General features: G+C 52.0%; 16 protein-coding genes. 10 read left to right on the top strand and 6 right to left on the bottom strand.

Annotated features, from left to right (window positions below):
• Positions 1–69: 69 nt before the first annotated feature.
• The 9 genes from ACFQI7_RS09285 (at position 70) to ACFQI7_RS09325 (ending at position 11,341) form a co-directional block, all read left to right on the top strand.
• On the top strand, positions 70–618 hold the full coding sequence (locus ACFQI7_RS09285; protein WP_218099487.1) for a GbsR/MarR family transcriptional regulator: 549 nt from the start codon (positions 70–72) through the stop codon (positions 616–618).
• Positions 619–647: 29 nt separating this feature from the next.
• The gene (locus ACFQI7_RS09290; protein WP_218099488.1) at positions 648–3,764 is read left to right on the top strand and encodes an efflux RND transporter permease subunit; all 3,117 of its coding nucleotides are present in this window, start codon (positions 648–650) and stop codon (positions 3,762–3,764) included.
• Between the two features lie 47 nt (positions 3,765–3,811).
• Positions 3,812–5,068 carry an efflux RND transporter periplasmic adaptor subunit gene (locus tag ACFQI7_RS09295; protein WP_218099489.1) on the top strand — a complete coding sequence of 419 codons (1,257 nt, stop codon included), beginning with the start codon at positions 3,812–3,814 and terminating at the stop codon, positions 5,066–5,068.
• Between the two features lie 34 nt (positions 5,069–5,102).
• Positions 5,103–6,842 (top strand): hypothetical protein, encoded by a 1,740-nt coding sequence (locus ACFQI7_RS09300; protein ID WP_218099490.1) that lies wholly within the window; start codon positions 5,103–5,105, stop codon positions 6,840–6,842.
• A gap of 194 nt (positions 6,843–7,036) precedes the next feature.
• Positions 7,037–7,714, top strand: a complete 678-nt coding sequence (locus ACFQI7_RS09305; protein WP_218099491.1) for a PspA/IM30 family protein — start codon at positions 7,037–7,039, stop codon at positions 7,712–7,714.
• Positions 7,715–7,741: 27 nt separating this feature from the next.
• Positions 7,742–8,773: a TFIIB-type zinc ribbon-containing protein gene (locus tag ACFQI7_RS09310; RefSeq protein ID WP_218099492.1), complete on the top strand. Its 1,032-nt coding sequence runs from the start codon at positions 7,742–7,744 to the stop codon at positions 8,771–8,773.
• The gene (locus ACFQI7_RS09315; RefSeq protein WP_377516768.1) at positions 8,770–9,570 is read left to right on the top strand and encodes a TPM domain-containing protein; all 801 of its coding nucleotides are present in this window, start codon (positions 8,770–8,772) and stop codon (positions 9,568–9,570) included. Before ACFQI7_RS09310 ends, ACFQI7_RS09315 begins: the two co-directional genes overlap by 4 nt.
• 20 nt (positions 9,571–9,590) lie before the next feature.
• Positions 9,591–10,589, top strand: a complete 999-nt coding sequence (locus tag ACFQI7_RS09320; protein WP_218099493.1) for an SPFH domain-containing protein — start codon at positions 9,591–9,593, stop codon at positions 10,587–10,589.
• A 92-nt stretch (positions 10,590–10,681) separates the two neighbouring features.
• A complete protein-coding gene (locus ACFQI7_RS09325; RefSeq protein WP_218099494.1) occupies positions 10,682–11,341 on the top strand; it encodes a GTP pyrophosphokinase in 660 nt (219 codons plus the stop codon).
• Positions 11,342–11,365: 24 nt separating this feature from the next.
• Here the strand turns inward: ACFQI7_RS09325 and ACFQI7_RS09330 are convergent, their stop codons facing one another.
• The 6 genes from ACFQI7_RS09330 to ACFQI7_RS09355 form a co-directional block, all read right to left on the bottom strand.
• Positions 11,366–12,688, bottom strand: coding sequence for an FtsW/RodA/SpoVE family cell cycle protein (locus ACFQI7_RS09330; RefSeq protein ID WP_218099495.1), 1,323 nt, complete (start codon positions 12,686–12,688; stop codon positions 11,366–11,368).
• A complete protein-coding gene (locus tag ACFQI7_RS09335; RefSeq protein WP_218099496.1) occupies positions 12,685–13,017 on the bottom strand; it encodes a PadR family transcriptional regulator in 333 nt (110 codons plus the stop codon). Before ACFQI7_RS09335 ends, ACFQI7_RS09330 begins: the two co-directional genes overlap by 4 nt.
• A 188-nt stretch (positions 13,018–13,205) precedes the next feature.
• A complete protein-coding gene (locus ACFQI7_RS09340) occupies positions 13,206–14,678 on the bottom strand; it encodes an arylsulfatase (protein ID WP_230415011.1) in 1,473 nt (490 codons plus the stop codon).
• Between the two features lie 130 nt (positions 14,679–14,808).
• Complete coding sequence (locus ACFQI7_RS09345; RefSeq protein WP_218099498.1) at positions 14,809–16,155, bottom strand: ABC transporter substrate-binding protein; 1,347 nt, start codon at positions 16,153–16,155, stop codon at positions 14,809–14,811.
• Between the two features lie 46 nt (positions 16,156–16,201).
• On the bottom strand, positions 16,202–17,521 hold the full coding sequence (locus tag ACFQI7_RS09350; protein WP_218099499.1) for a phosphodiester glycosidase family protein: 1,320 nt from the start codon (positions 17,519–17,521) through the stop codon (positions 16,202–16,204).
• Between the two features lie 31 nt (positions 17,522–17,552).
• The gene (locus ACFQI7_RS09355; protein WP_218099500.1) at positions 17,553–18,689 is read right to left on the bottom strand and encodes a Gfo/Idh/MocA family protein; all 1,137 of its coding nucleotides are present in this window, start codon (positions 18,687–18,689) and stop codon (positions 17,553–17,555) included.
• A gap of 254 nt (positions 18,690–18,943) precedes the next feature.
• Between ACFQI7_RS09355 and ACFQI7_RS09360 the strand changes: the two genes are divergently transcribed.
• Positions 18,944–19,834, top strand: a complete 891-nt coding sequence (locus ACFQI7_RS09360; RefSeq protein ID WP_218099501.1) for an AraC family transcriptional regulator — start codon at positions 18,944–18,946, stop codon at positions 19,832–19,834.
• The last annotated feature ends 4 nt before the right edge of the window (positions 19,835–19,838 follow it).

Consider the following 19,838-nt stretch of genomic DNA (forward strand, 5'->3'; position numbering starts at 1 on the left):
CTGGTCATTTTTGGTTTCCCGCTGTCTGGGGCAGTTCCCACGACGATATATGGCGGGATGAATGGGGAGATGATACGCGCTTTGCCCAATACATATACCGAATTGCAAATGTCCGTCAGTCACTATTTGTCGTTATTGTTTGAAGATCACGGATTCAGCCCGCTCACCGGCAGATTGTTTACGCTGCTGCTATTTGCCGATAAACCGCTCAGTTTGCAGGAAATGTCCGAGAAGCTGGAAGTTTCCAAGGCGGCGGTCAGCGTACAAATCCGCTCGCTCGAACGGGAGTCGCTGTGCCGCAAAGTGCCAAGCGGCAAAGACCGCAGAGATTACTATTGCATCTCCGGCGATCTATGCGCAACCATCATTCGGAGCAAGCTGGAGCAGGTTAGGAAATTTCGCGATACCGTCGACGGCATTTTGGACGCGCTTGTGAAGTGCAGCGCAGTCGAACCGCAGGACGAGGCGTCGTATGCCGCGTTCAAGGAAAGATACAGTGAATTATCGATGCTTTACCATCTGCTTGCAGGCAAACTGCAAGGAGTGGAGAAGGAGTGGTTGCAAGGGCGGGCCAACTCCCGGGGAGAACTCGATTTTCGTTCACCCGAATATATATAGCCCACGGAATGGAGTGAAGGAATAGAACGATGAACTATTTAACACGGTTTTCTTTAAAGAACGTAGCGGCGATCATTATTATCAGTGCCCTATTGTTCATGGCCGGCGCTTTTTCGGCAACGACGTTGAAGCAGGAGGCAATGCCTGACATTTCGCTGCCTGTTGTCTTCGTGAGTACGATTTATCCCGCGACGCCGAAAGACGTCATGGAGAATGTGACGAAAAAGCTGGAGAAACGGGTTGTCGGGATCGAAGGGGTGAAAAAAGTCAGCTCCACTTCAAACGACAACTATTCAGCGATTACGGTCGAGCTGGTGAATGGACGTAGCCCTGACGATGCCAAAAAAGACATCGAAGCGGCGATTTCGGACGTCAAGCTCCCAATTGGGGCGAGCAAGCCTAAAGTTTCCAAGTTCGGAAGCAACGAATTCCCGGTTTATTTCGCAGCGGTGCACGGCAATGAGAACATGAACCGCGAAGAACTGAATCGGATCTATAAAGACGTTATCGAGCCGACGCTCAGCGCAATGAAGGGGATCGATCACGTCGATTCCGTCGGCGAGGAAGTTTCGACATTAAAGCTGAAGCTTGATTTGAACGCATTGACCAATTTCGGTCTGACGCCGGCAACCGTTACGCAAAGCATTCAAGCCGCGCTGACGACAAGTCCGGCCGGTACGGCCGAATTCAACGGAACGACGCAGTCGGTTCGTGTGGAAAGCGACTTGAATACGATTTATAATTTAGAGAATATGAAGATTTCGACACCTACGGGAGATACGCTGCTTCTGAAGCAAATCTCCAAGGTGGAGGCGATCTCCGATTCCGAATTCATTACCCGCCTCAACAAAGAACCTGCCATCGGCATTACCCTTTATAAAGCGAAGGACTCCAATACGGTGCAGTTCGCAAACGACGTTGAGAAGCTGATGAAAGGCTGGGAGAAAGAGTTCCCGAACATCAAGTTCACGACCGTCTACAACTCGGCTACCGATGTTAAGAAATCAATCAACGGCATGTTGAAGGAAGGGGCCTCCGGCGCCATCCTCGCATCCATCATGATCCTTCTTTTCTTGCGGAACGTGCGGATGACACTGATCGTTCTCGTGTCGATTCCGCTGTCCATTCTGACAACGCTCTGTATCATGTCATCCCTTGACATTACATTGAACATCATGACCTTGGGCGGACTTACGATCGCGGTCGGGCGGGTCGTCGATGACAGTATCGTCGTTATCGAAAATATTTACAGCGAGTTGCAAAAAGCGCAGGAGCGCAACGAGTCGGTCATCAAGATGGCGACCTCGCGCGTGGCATCGGCCATCACTTCTTCCACCATCACGACGGCCGGCGTGTTCCTTCCGATCGCTTTTGTCGGCGGCATTCTGGGGGACATTTTCAGACCTTTCGCCATCACGCTGATCGTCTCGCTCATGGCTTCGCTTATTGTAGCCCTGACGGTCATTCCGATGCTTTGCAAACTGCTTGTGCTCAACAATAACAAGATCAAGTACCATGACGAAGAGCATATTGGCAAATTTGCGCTTCGCTACAAGAAGGTTTTGGACTATTCTTTACATAACCCGAAGAAAATTTTGTTCGCTTCGTTTCTGATCTTTATCTTGGCGATCGGCGGAACCGTGCCTTTCCTGGCCGCTGCCTTCATGCCGGAGAGCGCGACGGACAAACAAGTTCAATTCACTTTGAAGCTGCCTCGGGAAACATCGTTCGAATCGATGGATTTGAAAGTGAAAGAAATCGAAGAGATGATGAGCAACGCGAAAGATGCGACCGGCCAGCCGGAATTCGATTATTTCGAATCGATGGTCGGCTACGACCAGAACAATATGAGCGGGGAGCGAACCTCTTACCGCGCGATGATTATGGCCGCGGTTTCGCAAGCTTCCAATGCCAAAGAGCTTGCCGCTTCCTACAAAGAGAAAATGTTGTATTTGCTTCCGAAAGGCTCTGAAGTGGAAGGATCGCTGCTGTCGGGCTCGATGGGCGGCACGGGCGAAGATTTTGCTTACCTGCTGAAGGGCGATGACTTGATCCAGCTCATGGCAGGAGCGGAGCTTGTGAAAGCGAAGCTGCGCGAATTCCCGGAAATGCAGGAGATTAAAGACAACCTGAGCGAGAAGAAAATGCAGGTCACCGTTAGCGTGGATCAGAACAAAGCGCGTCTGTACGGACTTTCCTCTGCACAAATAACGGAAGCAGTCAGCGGCTGGCTCGCGAAGACGGACATCGGCGAAGTCAAATTCGACAATGTCACCTATGCGACCAAGTTGATGCTGGACGATGATTACAAAAATTCGCTTGATAAGCTCGGGCGCATTCACATTAAAACACCGACAGGCACGATGGTGAATTTGAACGAAGTCGCCAAAGTACGCCAGGTCGATGCTCCGGCATCCATTACGCGAGAAATGCAGGAGCAGTTCGTGAAAATTACCGCAAAAATCGACAGCAAGGATAAAGGCGGCGTCAGCACCAAAGTGACGGAGGCGCTCAAAGCGGTTGAGCTGCCGAACGGCGTGCGTACGCAAGCTCAAGGGGTTAACGAAGATATTCAGGAAAGCTTCGGCCAAATGGCTATTGCGATGCTGGCCGCGATATTCATCGTCTATCTCGTCATGGTTATCGCTTTCGGCAATGCAAGCGCACCATTCGTCATTTTGTTCTCCTTGCCGCTTGCCGCGATCGGAGGATTTCTGGGACTGCTTATTGCGAACGAATCGATCAACATTACATCATTGATCGGCTTCCTTATGCTGATCGGCGTTGTCGTTACGAACGCGATCGTCTTGATCGACCGCGTCCAACAGCTTCGCGAAGAAGGAGCAGGAGTGCAGGAGGCGTTGATCTCCGCAGGACTGTCGCGCTTGCGTCCGATCATTATGACGGCCGGTGCAACCGTGTTTTCCTTGCTCCCGTTAGGGATTGGTTTATCGGAAGGATCGCTTATTTCCAAAGGATTGGCGGTCGTTGTAATCGGCGGCTTGACCACTTCGACCGTGTTGACCTTGGTCGTCGTACCGGTTGTATACCAAAGCATCGACCGAATGAACAATCGCATTGCCCGTCTCTTCAAGCGAAAAGCGAATACCCCTGCGGATTCCAAAGCGGCTCCCGCTGCGCATTAATCCGTGAAACCACCTTATGGAGAACAAGGGAAAAGGAGAATCGTCCAATGAAGCTTATCAATTCACGTACGCTTAAACATAGCGCGAAGCTAGCAGGAGCGGTCATGCTCGGTGCGGCCCTTATAACGGGCTGTACCGCAGCCCCGGATGCCAAAACCTCGCAGGCGAATACAAGTGAAGTGCAAACGAAAACCGTAAAGGTCACGAAAGTATCGAAGAAAAAAATTAGCGAGCCTCTCGAGCAAGTAGCCGATGTCGTCTCTTCGCTGCAGATCGATATTATTACGAAAGCCGGCGGCGACATTAAGGAAATATTGAAGAAGCGCGGCGATATGGTGGAGAAGGGCGACGTCATTCTCCGCCTCGACCCGACGGACGTTTTAATCCAGAAAGAGAAAGCGCAGATTGGCGTAGCCGGCTCGCAGCAACAGCTTGTAAAAGCGAAACAAGACCTCGAAGACGGCAAGCAGGAGCTGAAAAACGGCATCGCCAAGCTGGAATCTTCTTTAAAGGATGCCGAGAAAAATTACAGCAAAATGCGCAACGATTACGATCAGGGGCTTGTGGAGAAAATTCAGCTGGAACAAACGGAAACGCAGTTAAACAACATGAAGCTTGATCTGGAGAACACACGTAATAAGCTGCAAACAATGGAAAAAACAAACTCGCTCGCGCAATTGGAACAAGCGGTGCAATCCGCCGGGGTATCGATCAAGGAACTGGACCGAACGCTTGAGAACCTGGATGTCAAAGCTAGCGTCAGTGGCGTGCTAACGGATTTGCCGGTGGAAACGGGCATGACCATCTCGGCCGGATTCAAGGCTGCGCAAGTGCAGCAGCTTGACCCGATCAAGATTAAGGCCGAACTGACGGAACAATCTGCCGCCTTGATCAGAGGTAAGAACGAGCTTACGTTCTACATCCCGGGAACGGTAGACAAAACGAAAGCCAAGGTCAATTATATCGCGGATGTCATGAGCACCCAGTCCAAATCGTATGCTTTGGAGCTTGAAGTGGCCAACCAGGACCGGAAGCTGAAGCCTGGCATGAAGGCGCAAGTACTGCTGTCGGAAGAGCAGGATCAAGTCGTTGTAGCGATTCCTACGCTGAGCGTCGTGCGTGAAGGCGGCGACACATTTGTATTCGTGCTTGTCGGCGATCTGGTAGAGAAGCGGAAGGTCGAACTCGGCCGATTGAACGAGGCTGATCAGGAGGTCATCTCCGGCCTGAAAGAAGGTGAGCAACTCGTCACCACGGGGCAACATCAGCTGAAAGACAAAGAAAAAGTCAAACTTGGCCAATAAAGCAAATGCTTAACTAACTGGAGGATAATTAGCCATGAACAAAAAAATGAGACGCACATTGACTTCCGTCGCTATCTCGGCTGCTCTGATGAGCAGCTACGCTTACCCTGTGCTTGCTGCAGATGCTCCCGAACCTTCCGCAACGGCTGAAACAGTAAGCAGCTCGGCCGTTGCAGCATACTACACGCTTACCGATACGCTGGACGTACAGGTAAAGAGCGTTGTCAACGAGCATGTACTTGACGGTACGCGGCTCGGTATTGTCGTCAAGGTGAGGAACAACGGCGGCAAGATTACCCGCGTGCCTGAATATGAATTAAGAGTGACGACATCGGACGGCGTTACGTACACGCTGCAGCCGAGCGCATCCAACCCGAAATCGATCCAACCGAAGGCGGATACCGAACTTAGCTACATGTCAGTCATCGACCGGACCGACGACTTTACATTAAGTGAAGTCAATTACACTGATGTCGATTATTACGTATATCCAAAGACGGAGACGCTTGTCGTCGCCGTGCCGGTTAGCGAGCAATCCTGGAAAGGCAGCGACATGGCGATCACGAACCCGGCTGCGGTGAAGAAATGGTCCGACTCGTTCACGATCCCTTATTCCAATTCGCCGATCCAATTTACGCCGGTGGGCATAACGAAAGAACTGCGCGATCAAGGCGCGGTATATGTGGTGCAAGTTCTGGCTAAGAACGATTCGGACAAAAGGGAGACCGCTCCGGACTTCCTGGTCGACGGCAAAACCGAAGCGAAAGTATTTGCCGGCGAGCGCGTAGAGAAAGATGCCGTCGTACTTGAAGCGGGCGAGCAAAAATATATTCATTACGCGATCCCGACGGATCAAGATACTGTACTTGCCAGCCTGAACGTACTGACAACGGAAAAATTCGTTCAAGCCGGCGCTGCCGCTTCTACCGTGTTGCAATACAAAGTAGGACGTTTGAACATCCTGCTGCCGAATCAAGCCTCCGGCGTCGCTTCTGCTCCGTATACGCTAGGTGAGACCATGACGTTCGATGCGAACAGCCAGCTGATCCATCCGGATCTGAAAGTGTCGGTCGTGGAGTTCAATATGAACGACAATGCCGAGGAAGGCAACAAGACGGTTACCGCGAAATTTTTGTTGAAAAACGGAAGCGACCGTCCGATGAACGTGCCGGTGTTCCAGACGAGCCTGATCAGCTCGGATGGCTATCAATACGACGGAAATCGCCAAGCGGCTACTGCGGCTACGGTGCTTCCGAACTCCGGCTTGACCGTGAATTACGCCTTCACACTGCCAGTATCCGAGACAGGCGAAAACTTGACGTTGAAGGTCGAAGACGCTGTCATCGCTGCACCATATAAGACGCCGATCGCTGCTTATGCGGTACAACTGCAGAAAAATAAATCGACGGATACGTTCAGCGTTTATCCGTTTGACATTAAGCTGAACAGCTGGAGCGTAAGCTTGGCGTTCAATGGCCAAGCGTACAGCTACAAAGGCAAGCTCTACTTGGATATCCAACGGAAAAACGATGTACAGATCGATTCGAACTCTCCGGCGATACTGCTTGAGGTTTATGACGACGGTGGGCGTATGGTTGCCACAATTGAAAAGTCGCTGCTCGGTCAAAATAGACTGGCAACCGGTGAAAACCTTTTGAACTTTACCGGAACGTCGGATCAGTTCGATCCTACCGTGAAGTTAAAAATCTATGAAGTGTTCAAGACGAAGAACGGACAGTCCAAGCGACTGCTTGCCGATTTAACGCAAAAGTAATTATAAATCCATCATCTGATCGAGATCCCTGGGAGACATTCTCCCGGGGATTTTTCATCACACGGAGAAGGGACACTGAGCAACAAATACATTCTCGAAAAGTAGAAAAAAATGGTAAACCACCAAAAAGTGAATCCTTTTCCGCAAATGAAAAGTATTATAGTAGTAAAGTATTTTTCGCGAAGGAGGCTTTCATGGGAATCTTATCGAGGTTCAGGGACATTATGGTGAGCAACGTGAACGCCTTATTGGATAAGGCGGAAGATCCGGAGAAGACGATCGGCGACTACATGCGGAGCTTAAACAGCGACTTGGGCAAGGTGAAAGCGGAGACGGCCTCGGTGCTGGCGGAGGAGCGAAGGGCGAAGCGAACGCTTGATGAATGCGCGGCGGAGATCAAGAAGCTGCGGCGTTATGCAGAGAAGGCTGTGGAAACCGGCAATGAGGATGATGCCGGGAAGTTTCTGGAGAAAGCTGCGGCGCTGGCTGCGAAAGAAGCTCCATTGCAGGCGGCTTACGACCTCGCTTCTTCGAATGCCGCAAGTATGAGGCAGATGCAAGAGAAACTTGTATCGGATATCGGGGAGCTTGAGGCGCGCTACGCTGAGCTGAAAGGAAAAATGGCGGCAACCAAAGTGCAGCAAAGATTAAACCGTATCGGCTCACCGCTGGGTGGAATTAACGATTCCGTTTTCGCAGAGTTGGAAGAGAAGGTCGAGAGCACGTATAACGAAGCGATGGCCATTACGGAATTGCGCGCGGGTGCGAAGGGCAATCTCGATGAGGAACTGGCCAAATTGGACATCGACACGAAGAAGAATACCGAAGATGCGACGGCCGTGATCAAGGAGAACATGAAAAAGAAGGAATAACCGTTTCTTCGCTAAAGAGGTGAGCAAATGCCGGTTATCGACTATAAATGCCCGAACTGCGGAAGCGGGATGGTCTTTGACAGTGAGACAGGCATGTTGTCCTGTCATAGCTGCGGAAGAGAAGACAACATCGAGGATATTCGCGATCCTTTGACGTGGAATACTTTCTCGGAAGAGGAAGCGATAGAGTATCATTGCAAAAGCTGCGGAGCGATCATTATGACCGATGCGGATACGGTGGCGACAACCTGCAGTTTTTGCGGCTCGGGCGTGGCCATCGGCGATCGGTTGACGGGGAAACTGGCTCCGGCGAAGGTCCTCCCCTTTAAGATTAGCAAGGAAGAAGCGATCCGGGCGTTCCGGAAATGGTGCAAGAACGGCAGGCTCACGCCGGACGGGTTTATGACGGCGGATCGAATTCAGAGCATCACTGGGATGTACGTACCTTTTTGGCTGTACAATTTGAATAATAAAATCGAGGTTCATGCGCATGGCACGAGAGTGAGAACGTACACTCGAGGCGAGTACCGCTATACGGAAACGCAGCATTTTGATGTGTACCGGGATATCGTGTTGAATTATGTGAAGGTCCCGATCGATGCATCTGCTAAAATGAATGACGAACTGATGGATAAAATGGAGCCTTTTCCTTACGACCAGCTAAAAAGCTTCAAAACGCCTTATCTTGCCGGCTACATAGCCGAAAAATACAATTATGACGATCAGGAGCTCCTCCCGAGGGCGAAAGACAAAATCAGTCCATTTATTGATTCTTACATTCAATCCGAGATGACTGGGTATACGACCGTTAATTATACAACCAAGCAGATCGACACCATGTTAGAACGCGCGGATTATGTGCTGCTCCCGGTTTGGATGGTACAATATGATTACAAAAAAGAGAAATACACGTTTGCGATGAACGGCCAGACGGGAAAAGTGGTCGGCAAGCCCCCTATTAGCAAGGCGAAAGTGTCCGCATGGTTTGCCGGTATTGCCGGCGTGTCGCTGCTCTCGCTGAAGCTAATCTCCTGGACGATGGGAGGCGGATTCTGGTGAATAGAATGGGATCGATCGTATTCGTACTGCTATTCATCGCTCTGTTTATAACCCTTCCCTTGAAAACTGCGATAGCGGAAGCGGCTGCAGCGGAAACGAAGAAATTTGTTTATGATGATGCAGGTGTTCTGAATCCGGAACAATCCGATAGGCTGGAAGCGATGGCGAAGGAATATGGGGCTAAACGAGAAACGGACATTATTATGGTTACGACGAAGAATACTGGGAATATCGATGTCCAGAAGCTGACGGAAGATTTTTACGACGAGCATGCACCCGGATATGATAAGCCGCACGGCAATGCGGTTATCATGACGCTGGATTTAAAAAATCGAGAGATGTATTTGGCGGGATTTTATAAAGCGGAGCAATACCTGGATGATCGCAGGCATGATAAAATACGCGCGAAGATGACGCCGGATTTATCGAACGGCAACTATGAGCTCGCTTTTCAGAAATACGTGAAAACCGCGTACAAGTATATGGGCATCCGCCCGGGAGTGAATCCGGACAATATATTGTTTAATATGTGGTTTCAATTGGCAGCCTCGCTCGGCATTGCGGGGATCATCGTCGGAACGATGGCCTACCACTCGGGAGGCCGTGTGACGGTGCATCGACGAACCTATGAGGATACAAGCACTTCCAGGGTCATCGACAGGAGAGACCAATATATTCGAACCACGACAACGAAACAAAGGATTCCAAAGAATAACGGTGGAGGCAAAGGCGGCAGGGGAGGCGGCGGAGTTACCGGAGGCGGCCATTCTCACAGCGGCAGCAGAGGGTCATTTTAACCGGAAGGGATGGGTATACGATGGCGTTTTTCCGAAACCAATTTGCCACTGTGGTGGAATGGGAAGAGTTCAGGGATGATATGATTTTTTGGAAGTGGAGCAACCGCGAGATTAAAAAAGGAAGCAAGCTCATCATTCGTCCGGGCCAAGACGCGATTTTCGTCAATAACGGCAAAATCGAAGGGATTTTCGAGGATGAAGGGGAGTATAGCATCGATTCGCAGATCATCCCGTTTTTGTCGACGCTAAAAGGGTTCAAATTCGGCTTTAACAGTGGTATGAGGGTAGAAGTCTTATTCGTCAATACGAAGGAGTTTACGGTCAAATGGGGGACGCAAAATCCGATTCTGATCCCGACGCCTCAGCTCCCGGGCGGCATGCCTATTCGCGCCAACGGCACATTCATTTTTAAAGTGAACGATTACGTTACATTGATCGATAAGATTGCCGGGGTGAAAGACAGTTATCTTGTAGAGGACGTGAAAATCCGGATCACATCTGCGCTCGATCAGTTGCTAATGAAGTGGATCAGCAGAGAAGGGAAGGACATGTTCAATCTGCAGGCGAATGCTTTTGAGATTGCCCAAGGCATCCGCGAAGATCTCGACATGCAAATGTACGATATGGGCATGACGATTACCGGGTTTCAGGTGATGAGCTTCAATTATCCTCAGGAAATTCAAGACATGATTACGAGGACCGCATCTCATGAAATGATCGGCAATTTGCAAAAGTACCAGCAAGTGAGAATGACGGACGGCATTGCGTCCGGCAACGTGAAAGGCGGCGGCAGCGCCGCGGACATGGCCGGCATGATGATGGGCATGAACGTCGCGAATGAAATGATGAAAACGATGAACCAGAACCAGGACCAAAAGTCTGCGGCTGATACCAAATCTGCATCTACTCCTCCTTCCGAGGCTCCAGAAGGCGGCAAAAAGCCCAACTTTTGCCCGAACTGCGGTGAGAAAACGAACGGGGCCAACTTCTGCTCGAATTGCGGTCAGAAACTGAACTAAGAACAGCCTCTCCGTTATTTTTCATGTTTATGTAAAATATGGGAAACATAGCTTGGGAACGCGAAATCGAACACAAAGGTTGCTGATTAGACATGATTGAATACGAAGAAGCCGAAGGCAGAGAAACCCGAAACCTCGTCGACGCGAACCAGTTGAAGGATTGGGCAAAGTTTCTGCTAACCTACAAATTCGCCATTGACGAAATGGAAACGAAATTCAATATTTTAAACGAAGAGCTTCAGTTCGTTCAACAATACAATCCGATCGAGCATATCAAGTCCCGAATCAAGACGCCGAAAAGCATACTGGACAAACTTAAAAGAAAACAGCTCGACCTTACCATTGAAAATGTAAAGACGCATATTCAGGATATCGCCGGAATCCGCGTCATTTGCTCGTTCAATTCGGACATTTATCGCTTGGTAGACATGATCAGCGCGCATAGCGACATCCGGATCGTGCAAATAAAAGACTACGTGAAGCATCCGAAATCGAACGGATACCAAAGCTTGCATCTGATTGTGGAAATTCCGGTGTTTTTAACCGACCGGGCCGAGCGGGTTCTGATGGAAATCCAGATCCGGACGATCGCGATGGACTTTTGGGCGAGTCTGGAACATAAAATCTACTACAAATTCGATAAGCAAATTCCGGATCATATTGAACAGCAGCTGCGGGAAACCGCACATATCATTTCGTCGCTCGATGAACGCATGCTGCAGCTGCATCTGGAGGTGCAGTCGTACAAGTAGGCAATGCAATCGGGGGGAGCACCGTTAGTACGGCTGCTCCTCCAGTTTTATGCGTACGAGGTCCTTGCGCCGGTAAATGCCCAGTACGATGCCGATGGCCGCGAGCTCTGCAAGCAGGTGGCTGCCGCCGTAGCTTAGGAACGGAAACGGCATGCCGGTCAACGGAACGAGGCCGAAGGACATCAGTACGGAATAGCCCATCTGGAATCCGAGCAGTGCCGTGATCCCGATGATCATCGTTTTGCCGTAAGGTTCGTGAACCGCTTTGCTCGATTGCACTACACGTCCGATGAAATAGACGACTGCGACGGCCACAGCCGCTCCCGCCAGCCATCCGAAACAGTACATGACATACACGTACACGAGCTCGTTCGGAATGGATGGAAGTCGGGAAAGCGGAGATGCAAAGCCTTGCCCGAGCCAACCTCCGGTTTGGATTGCACTCTTCATCTGCACGGCCACGTATCCGGCCCCCGTCGGATCGGCTTCCGGATTCCAGTAAGCTGCGAGGCGCTTGATGATGTACTGTTTGGTCAGGACAGCCGGAATCGCGACAGCCAAGAAGGTTCCTGCGGTTTGCGCGAATGCAATGAACCAACGCCGCGATACAGCGCCGTATACTGCCGTGTATCCCGTCAAATAAAGAACGGCGGCAACGAGGTTCGGCGAACTCAGCAGTAGGAACACAGGCACGATGACAAACGCAAGGTAACTGCGACAGAATGAACGTTTGCCGCGCCAGCTTAACAAAATTCCGGTCGCAGAAATGATCAGCAAGTAGGGACTAACGCCCATCCAATCTACGGCGAACCTGCCGAAGCTGATATAGCTGCGGGCGCCGTTGATTGGATTGCCGAACACGAGGACATACAGCATCCCCGTAACGACGATACCATAGATCGGCCAAGACCATTTGTATAACTTGCGGTAATCCCAGAAATAAAAGAAGCTCATGATCAGCAGGCCCAAGGCGACGGCCGCCGTTTTGCTAAGGAAGAAATGATAGCTTGCATAAGGCGATGGCTCCGATGCAACGCTCAATTCGAACATGTACATCACGAAGATGCCCAGCAACACAAAGCCAAGCGCAGCGAGCAGCAGCCCCCAGTTCATGCGGGGACGGTGCACCTTATGCAGGCCGCTTCCGATGGCGGCCGGATCTCCCATCTGCGATACGGCCCAACGGGTCGAATCCTCGCGGCTGAAACCTTCCGCTTCCTTTTCCACCGTCAGCTCCTCGATATGGTCTAACAGTTCCTTGCGTATGTCGGCATGCACTTCTCTTGCTTTAATATGTAAGCAGACTTCGCCGAGAAAACGGCGCACTTCCTCGTGATCGCGTATCATGCCTGTCCCTCCCCAAGCACGGAATCGACGGCATTGCGGAATAAGCGCCATTCGGCTTTTTTCTCCTTCAATTGCTGTCTTCCCTGATCCGTAATCCGGTAATATTTGCGCTTGCGGCCTTCCGCTTCCTGCCAGTACGCTTCCACCGTGCCGGCAGATTCCATCGCGTGAAGAATCGGATACAGCGTGCCCTCCTTTAATTGAAATGCGCCGCCGGAGCTTCGTTCCAATTCTTTGATCAGCTCATAGCCGTATAGCTCGCGACGCTCAAGCAGATTCAAGATCATCGTTCCGGTGCTTCCTTTGAGCAGCTCCTTGTTTTTGTGCATGCTCGGCTCTCCTTTCGTAAGAAATGTGGCAAACTGGTGCGCGGGTATACTTTGTAAATCTATGCATCGTAAATCTATGTATAATTATAGGAGGATGCGCCTCCATTGTCCAGTAAGAAAAAAACCGCACGATTGGTGTGCGGTTGGGAGGTAATGCTCAAACGGTTGTAAAAAAGAGTGGGCAACCGTTACAGCGTCGCTTTCCAGCGATCGATGCGCTCTTTGTAGTGCGGTGATACGAGAGGTGGGCGGTCCTTTTGCAAGACGAGCCGGCCGCCTTCGGTCAGGCCAGCCTCGCGCGGGTCCAGTACGTGAACGAGCCGCTCGCGCCAGGCCACGAGTTCTCCTGCATATGCTGCTTCTCCCGACAGATCCCGGCATTCTCCAGGATCCGCGCCGAGATTGAACAATTGCTCGGTCCCGAGGCGCGGGAACCAGATGTATTTCCATTGGCCGTCCGTCAAATATTGCATCTCCTGCTCTTCGGAGTAGCACAGCGAATGCTCGCCGTGCACGAATTCGCGCCATGGCGTACGTTCTCCGCGGATGAGCGGCAGGGTGCTTCGCCCGTCGACGGTTTCCGGGACGGGAACCCCGGCCGCATCGAGGATGGTCGGCATGATGTCCTGCAGGCATACCGGGCTTGCCACCTTATCGGTTACCTCGGATGAGCGCATCGCTTTCGGCAGTCTGACGATCAGCGGAATGTGGGCGGAGCCTTCGTAGGCATACGTTTTGCGCCACAAATAATGGTCGCCGAGCATGTCACCGTGATCCGAGGTGAAGATGATGACGGTATGTTCCCACACCCCGATTTTTTTCAAATACATGAACAGCCTGCCGATTTGCTGGTCGATCTGGTGAATGAGCCCGTAGTAGCCGGCCCGGGCCCGGTTCGCTTCTTCGTCCTTGCGCTTTCCTCTCCAGGCATCGGGCTTCTGTGCGTCCTTAGGTTGATCATGCATGCTCGCCCACTCGCCGATAAATGGAGCGGGGAGCGTTTTTTGCCGGTACAGATCAAAATAAAAGGGCGCCGGATCGTAAGGCGAGTGCGGGCGGGAGAATGACGTTTTGAGAAAAAACGGCATCGAAGGGTCGCGCTTTTCCAGCAGTCGGATCGATTCATTTATCGTCCAGTTGACCGGATGCAAAAACTCCGGAGCGTGGAACGGGCGGGACATCCACGAATTCCAGTCGATGCCGTGGTCGGTCATCCCGTAATCGCCGGTTTTGTTCTTCTCGAACCAAGCGATATAATCGGAGACGAATCCGGGCGATTCGACCTTGCCCTGTTCGTCAAGCGATGTCTGATGGAAACCGTTGAGCGCCCGCTGCGGATCGAAATTCATTTTGCCGACGCCGAGCGTGTAATAGCCGGCTTTGGCCAGCTCCCCGGGCAGCGTATGCGGGAAGCCGCCGCCCATGCGGCCTTGCCCGCGGCCCGTTCCGAGTACTCCCGTATGCCACGGGTCCATTCCCGAGATCAGCGTCGTCCGCGCCGGAACGCAGGACGGAGTGCAGGAGTAGGCGCTTGTAAACACGGTCCCTTCCTGCGCGAGCCAATCCAGGTTCGGCGTTTCGATGATCGGGTTGCCGTAGCAGCCAAGCGCGTCCGAACGATGCTGGTCCGTCATGATAAGCACAATGTTAGGTCGTTTCAACGTCTGAGTCCTCCTTGTTATCCGGGCCATTTTCCAGAGAAGTTCCGGACGTTCCGGACTTTTCTGATTTTCAGAGACTTGATGAAGAGGCGGTCCCGCATCTTGTTATGGGCCGCCGAATGTGCCAAGATCATTTTTTTCTCGCTTTTTCCGCTTCAATCGCTTTATCTGCGGTTTCCTGCGCAAAACGAATCGTCGTATTCACGTCGAGCTTCTCTTTGATCATTTTGTCCAACGCGCTTTGAACCGCCGTTTTGACGACATCGTCATAGCGGGTCGGTTTGCCCATCGTGCCGTAAACGTTTTTGAAGATGGCTTGAACGTTTTTACCCTGCAGCGTCTTGAAGTCTTTGCCGAACTGGCTTCTCGCCTCCGCGTCTTTAATCGCCGGAACGGCGCCGCCCTTGGCCAGGCGGGTCTGGATTTCTTTATCCGTCGTCAAGTACGAGATGACCCGGAAAGCATCGTCCTTGCTCTTGGCGGTGGAGGAGACGGCCAGCACGTGCGCTTGGGTCGCGACTTCTTTTGAAGGATGTCCTTGGCGCAGCGGGAACGTCACCATATCCCAGTTCAAGTTGATCCCTTGCTTGGACAAATCTTCAATTTCGCCGATCCGTCCGCCCGACGAAGCATACATCGCGAGTGTCTGGTCTTTCTCGAAGCCGGCTACGCCTTTCTTCGTCTTTTTGTCGTCCGGAATGTCTTCGATCGCTTTGAACATCTCGAACAAATATTTCCAATCGTCGGTGCTTACGGCCGCTTTCTCCGTCTTCGGATCAACGAAAGGCACGAGGAAGCTTTGCGCAATCCAGCGCAGTCCGTTCGGGTCGATCGCCCGGATCGTCGGGTCGGCGGCTGTCAGTTTTTTGCCGAGCGCGATCACATCTTCCCAAGTCATGCCGTCTTTCGGGTACGGAATGCCGCTCTTGTCAAAAATGCTTTTGTTGTAATAAAGCACTTCGAAGTTAAAACTGTAAGGCAGGGCGAACAATTCGCCGCGGTCCGAGTACAGCTTAATCGAATCGATTGTATTTTTTTCATATTGGTTCAGATCGAAGTTCGATTTCCGGACGTATTCGTTCAAATCGGTTAGCAGGCTTGCGTCTTGAAACTGCACCATGTCCCAAGAAGTCGTCAAAATGATTTCGGGAAATTGCCCTGTGGTCATAAGATCTTCTTTCGTTGTACCTTTGCCGCTTCGAACCAGCTCCATCGTCACGTTGGGGAACTTCTTTTTGACCGCGTCGACGAAATTTTCCTGAAATTCCTGGTCGGTAATGCCGGCATTCATCTGAAACACTTTCAGCGTAACCGCTTTGCCGTCCGCAATAGGTTTGGCGGCTGAGGCATCACCGGAGGCCGAGGGAGTGGGGGCGGAAGAAGGATTCGCTTGATTGGACCCTCCGCTGCAGCCGCTGACGGCTAACGCGACGAGTGGTAATGAGCAAACAATACGATTCATTTGTTTCCGATTCATCGATATCATCCCCCTATCTTATCTATGGCTCGTCCGTGGGACAAGGTCATTCCGATGCGGTGGAAACGACGAGCAGTGCGTTGGCGATCGGCCGCTCCTCTTTATCGGAGGGGCGGTTGAGCACGGTCAGCCGGCTGTCATCCGGTTTGCGCAGTACGTAGGTCGAAGAGCCGCCGCCGTCCACATTGATCGCATAGTCCATGCCGAGCGATTGCAAATAACGGGCGGCTTCGAGAACGGATGCGCCGTCGGAGTAGCCCTTTTGCCGGCCGTCAATGACATATACGTACAGCGTCTTGCCCTTGGAAGCGAAAATCGTCCGTGGATGGTGCTCCAGGTTGTTAACGTCCGTCATATCTAGCACTTCCGGAGGAACCTGTCCTTGCTGCACTAGCACGTCGGCAAAGCGGTGATCCGCCCCACCTACCGCGTACAGCGCTTCGTTCACACCTTGATCAAAGTCGGCCTTGAACGTTACCGTTTTGCCGACGGGCGCATTTTGCTTGATCCAGGTTGCTTTGCTTCCGGTCGCCGTCAGGACGAACTTGCCGGGCGGGATGGGATTGTTTGCCGTCGTATGGATCGCCTCTACAACGCCGTTAACCGGTTGGCCGGGAACGAGCTTGGCATTGGGCGTCGAAGGAGCGATGATGACCTCAACTCCAGTTCCTTCCGATAAGGTTGTATCGCCGTATCGGTCCGTCAGCAGAAAACTATGGTTTGTCAACGTTTTCGCGCGAATTTTGTTGATGCCGTTCAACGTTAGCTGCGGTCCGTTCTCGGCGGTAAGGACAAGCTGAATCGCGATACTTTTGCCGAGCGCGAACGACCCGTCTTTTTTCACGGCAAGAAACGTATCCGTTTTTGGGCCGGGGGATGTGACGATTTCGCCGTTCGTAATTTGCAAACCGAGCGGGACGCCGGTCGGTACATGAAAGAAATCGGCGTTAAACGCGCCGAGCACTCGGTGTCCTGCGCGGTCGTTTGCTTTGGCAATGTTCGAGACGGTGTCTTTGCCGGCCACATGGGGCGCTGCGGAGACGATCTCCAGCCTTGTTTGCGGATTGGCAGCGTCGATCTTCAAAGCGAAGATTTTGTTGGTTATTGAGCTGCCGTCGTTCGCGCCTCCCTTGCCGCGGATGGCTTTATCTTGATCCGGCGATTCGGTGAACCGGAACATCGTTTCGAACCGAACAGTCTTCGTTTCGTGCTCTACGCCGCGAGCGACAACAAATCCGCTTTTCGAATCTTTGGCGGTCTTGTCCTCGCCGTGAACCATGGCTCCCGCAACCGGGATGATGAGTGCAGTGCCTAGCAGAAGGGTAGATATAATCGCAACCTTTTGTTTTTTGGCAAAAGCGAACACGCTGACTCACCCTTTCGATATGGAACGTTGCTTACGACCAGTCGATCGTCTGGAACGTACCGGTTTGCGCCGACTCGCGCGCTTTCAAGCACAGCAGGGCGCTGATCAACCCGTCGTTCAGCGTGCTTACGGATGTTTCTTTCCCTTGCATGAGCTGGACGAAATTCGCCGCGAGCGCCGCGTCGCCGCCGAAATGTCCTTTCTCCGTATCGAAGCGGTGCGTTTCCACGAGCGGGGTGTGGTGCATCATGACCTTTATTTCATTGGAATAAAAGTCGAACTCGACCGTTCCTTTGTATCCCATGAACCGCGCGCCGCGCGCTCCCGCTTTCCGCCGCACGAAGAAGTTTTGCGAGTAGGAAAGATGCATTCCGCTCTCGTACCGCACCAACGCGCTGCCCGAATCCTCGTTGCCAGTATCCACGGCGAAACTGCAATAGGTCCATGCTTTCCGGGTCGCTTCCGATTCAGCGAATGCGGTGCTTTCCTCGCAAGTGCGGTTTTCTTCGCAGTCGACGCACTTCAGGCCGGCCGGTTTGTCGCCTTTGAAGATTTGCTTTGATGTCATGGCGCACACGCTGACCGGACGCTGCTGGAGCACATAATTGAGGTAGTCGAAGTCATGCGTCGCTTTTTGCAGGAACAGTCCGCCCGTTTCGTTCTCGTCGCGGTACCAGTTATGGTAATACACGCCGCCGTACGTCACGTTGTTGATTGCCTGCACATGCTCGACCGTACCGATTTTGCCGGAGTCGATAATTTCTTTGACGAGCCGGACCATGCGGGAAGTGCGGAGCGGGAAGGAAACGACGACCCTGTCGCTGTGCGCTTCGCCGCCTTGTTTCAGCCGCTGCAAATCATGAAGCGTAGTGGACACCGGCTTTTCCAGAAACAGCGGGATGTTGCGCGGCAGCACCTTGAGCGCCATCTCCGTATGCAGCGAACAGCGCGTGCCGATGAGGATGCCGTCCAGCCGGCCCTCGTCCATGATTTGCTCCGGCGAGTCGTACCACTGCGTCCCGTCCAGCCGGCCGTCGGTAATCTCCGACACAATCTTCTCCTTTCGGATATCGACGATGGCAGCCAGCTCCAACGCCGGATCCTGCTTCTTTACTTCGTTCAAGACGCTTCGAATGCGGCTTCCATATCCAATGACGCCTACTCTCATGATTGAATCTCCTCCTGTTGTTTGCCATGTCGGCATATATGATTGCGTTTAGTTACATTATAGAGAGTCGCACGGTCCAAAGGCTTTGTTCTAAAAGCCATATTTTTTGCTTTTTCGGACGGAACGAAGAGCGAGCGAAATGCCGGAACAAAGCGGTAATTTTACCAGTACGTCTAACGAAAATTCGCACTTTTCAGCAAAGAACGGCTACGGTATGATGAAGGGATAATAGATCCTGTGCGGGAGAGACGGCGATGTCACATCTTCGAACGCGATTGAAAAAAACGATCGAGATCAAGCAGATGATTACGATGTACTATTTCGAATTCGGGAAGGAATACGTATATCAAGGGGAAAAACATGATTTTTGGGAATTTTTGTATGTCGATAAAGGGGAAATCGAAGTATTTGCCGATGACCGGCGGCTTCATCTGGAGCAGGGCTCGATCGTATTTCATAAGCCGAACGAGTTTCACCGGTTTCATGCGAATCGGGTAAAGGCGCCGAATGTGATCGTGATGACGTTCGACTGCGATTCCCCGGCGATGAAGCATTTTCATAACCTGGCTATCCGGCTGGAAGCGGACGAGCGCAATTTGCTTGCGTCCATTATTGAAGAAGGAACGCATGCCTTCGGGTTTCCGTTCCGTTATCCGCTGCGCGATCACCGCCTAACGAACGGGCCGATCGGCAGCGAGCAGATGATTAAGCTGTATTTGGAAATGTTCCTCATCCGTTTGCTGAGGAGGGTCCGTACGCCGACTTCGGACAGCCTGCTGCCCTCAATGGTCAAAGAAAAAAGCGACGAGGCCGTCGTCAAGTCGATCGTGCGTTATTTGGAGGAAAGGGTGGGAAGCCCGGTTACGCTGGGCGATATCAGCGATTCGCTGCATTTGTCCAAAACCCGGCTGAAAGAGCTTTTCAAAAAAGGAACCGGTCTTACGATCATGGAGTATTTTGCCAAGCTGCGCATTGAAAAAGCAAAGCTGCTCATCCGTGAGCAGCCGAATAATTTTACCGAAATCGCCGGCATGACCGGGTTCGGCAGCGTTCACTATTTCTCCAAAGCGTTCAAGAAAGCGACCGGAATGAACCCGTCGGAATATGCGCGGTCGGTCAAAGGAAGGCTGAAGAGCCAGGGATAGCGGT

The organism is Paenibacillus allorhizosphaerae (genome assembly GCF_042659105.1).
Taxonomy (GTDB): Bacteria; Bacillota; Bacilli; order Paenibacillales; family NBRC-103111; genus Paenibacillus_G; species Paenibacillus_G allorhizosphaerae.

Coding starts and splice junctions, on each gene's coding strand:
- ACFQI7_RS09285 (WP_218099487.1), top strand. CDS start 70: ATGATACGCGCTTTGCCCAATACATATACCGAATTGCAAATGTCCGTC.
- ACFQI7_RS09290 (WP_218099488.1), top strand. CDS start 648: ATGAACTATTTAACACGGTTTTCTTTAAAGAACGTAGCGGCGATCATT.
- ACFQI7_RS09335 (WP_218099496.1), bottom strand. CDS start 13,017: ATGCACAAAAACAAGGAGCTGCTCAAAGGAAGCACCGGAACGATGATC.
- ACFQI7_RS09305 (WP_218099491.1), top strand. CDS start 7,037: ATGGGAATCTTATCGAGGTTCAGGGACATTATGGTGAGCAACGTGAAC.
- ACFQI7_RS09320 (WP_218099493.1), top strand. CDS start 9,591: ATGGCGTTTTTCCGAAACCAATTTGCCACTGTGGTGGAATGGGAAGAG.
- ACFQI7_RS09310 (WP_218099492.1), top strand. CDS start 7,742: ATGCCGGTTATCGACTATAAATGCCCGAACTGCGGAAGCGGGATGGTC.
- ACFQI7_RS09300 (WP_218099490.1), top strand. CDS start 5,103: ATGAACAAAAAAATGAGACGCACATTGACTTCCGTCGCTATCTCGGCT.
- ACFQI7_RS09355 (WP_218099500.1), bottom strand. CDS start 18,689: ATGAGAGTAGGCGTCATTGGATATGGAAGCCGCATTCGAAGCGTCTTG.
- ACFQI7_RS09295 (WP_218099489.1), top strand. CDS start 3,812: ATGAAGCTTATCAATTCACGTACGCTTAAACATAGCGCGAAGCTAGCA.
- ACFQI7_RS09360 (WP_218099501.1), top strand. CDS start 18,944: ATGTCACATCTTCGAACGCGATTGAAAAAAACGATCGAGATCAAGCAG.
- ACFQI7_RS09330 (WP_218099495.1), bottom strand. CDS start 12,688: ATGATACGCGATCACGAGGAAGTGCGCCGTTTTCTCGGCGAAGTCTGC.
- ACFQI7_RS09325 (WP_218099494.1), top strand. CDS start 10,682: ATGATTGAATACGAAGAAGCCGAAGGCAGAGAAACCCGAAACCTCGTC.
- ACFQI7_RS09345 (WP_218099498.1), bottom strand. CDS start 16,155: ATGAATCGGAAACAAATGAATCGTATTGTTTGCTCATTACCACTCGTC.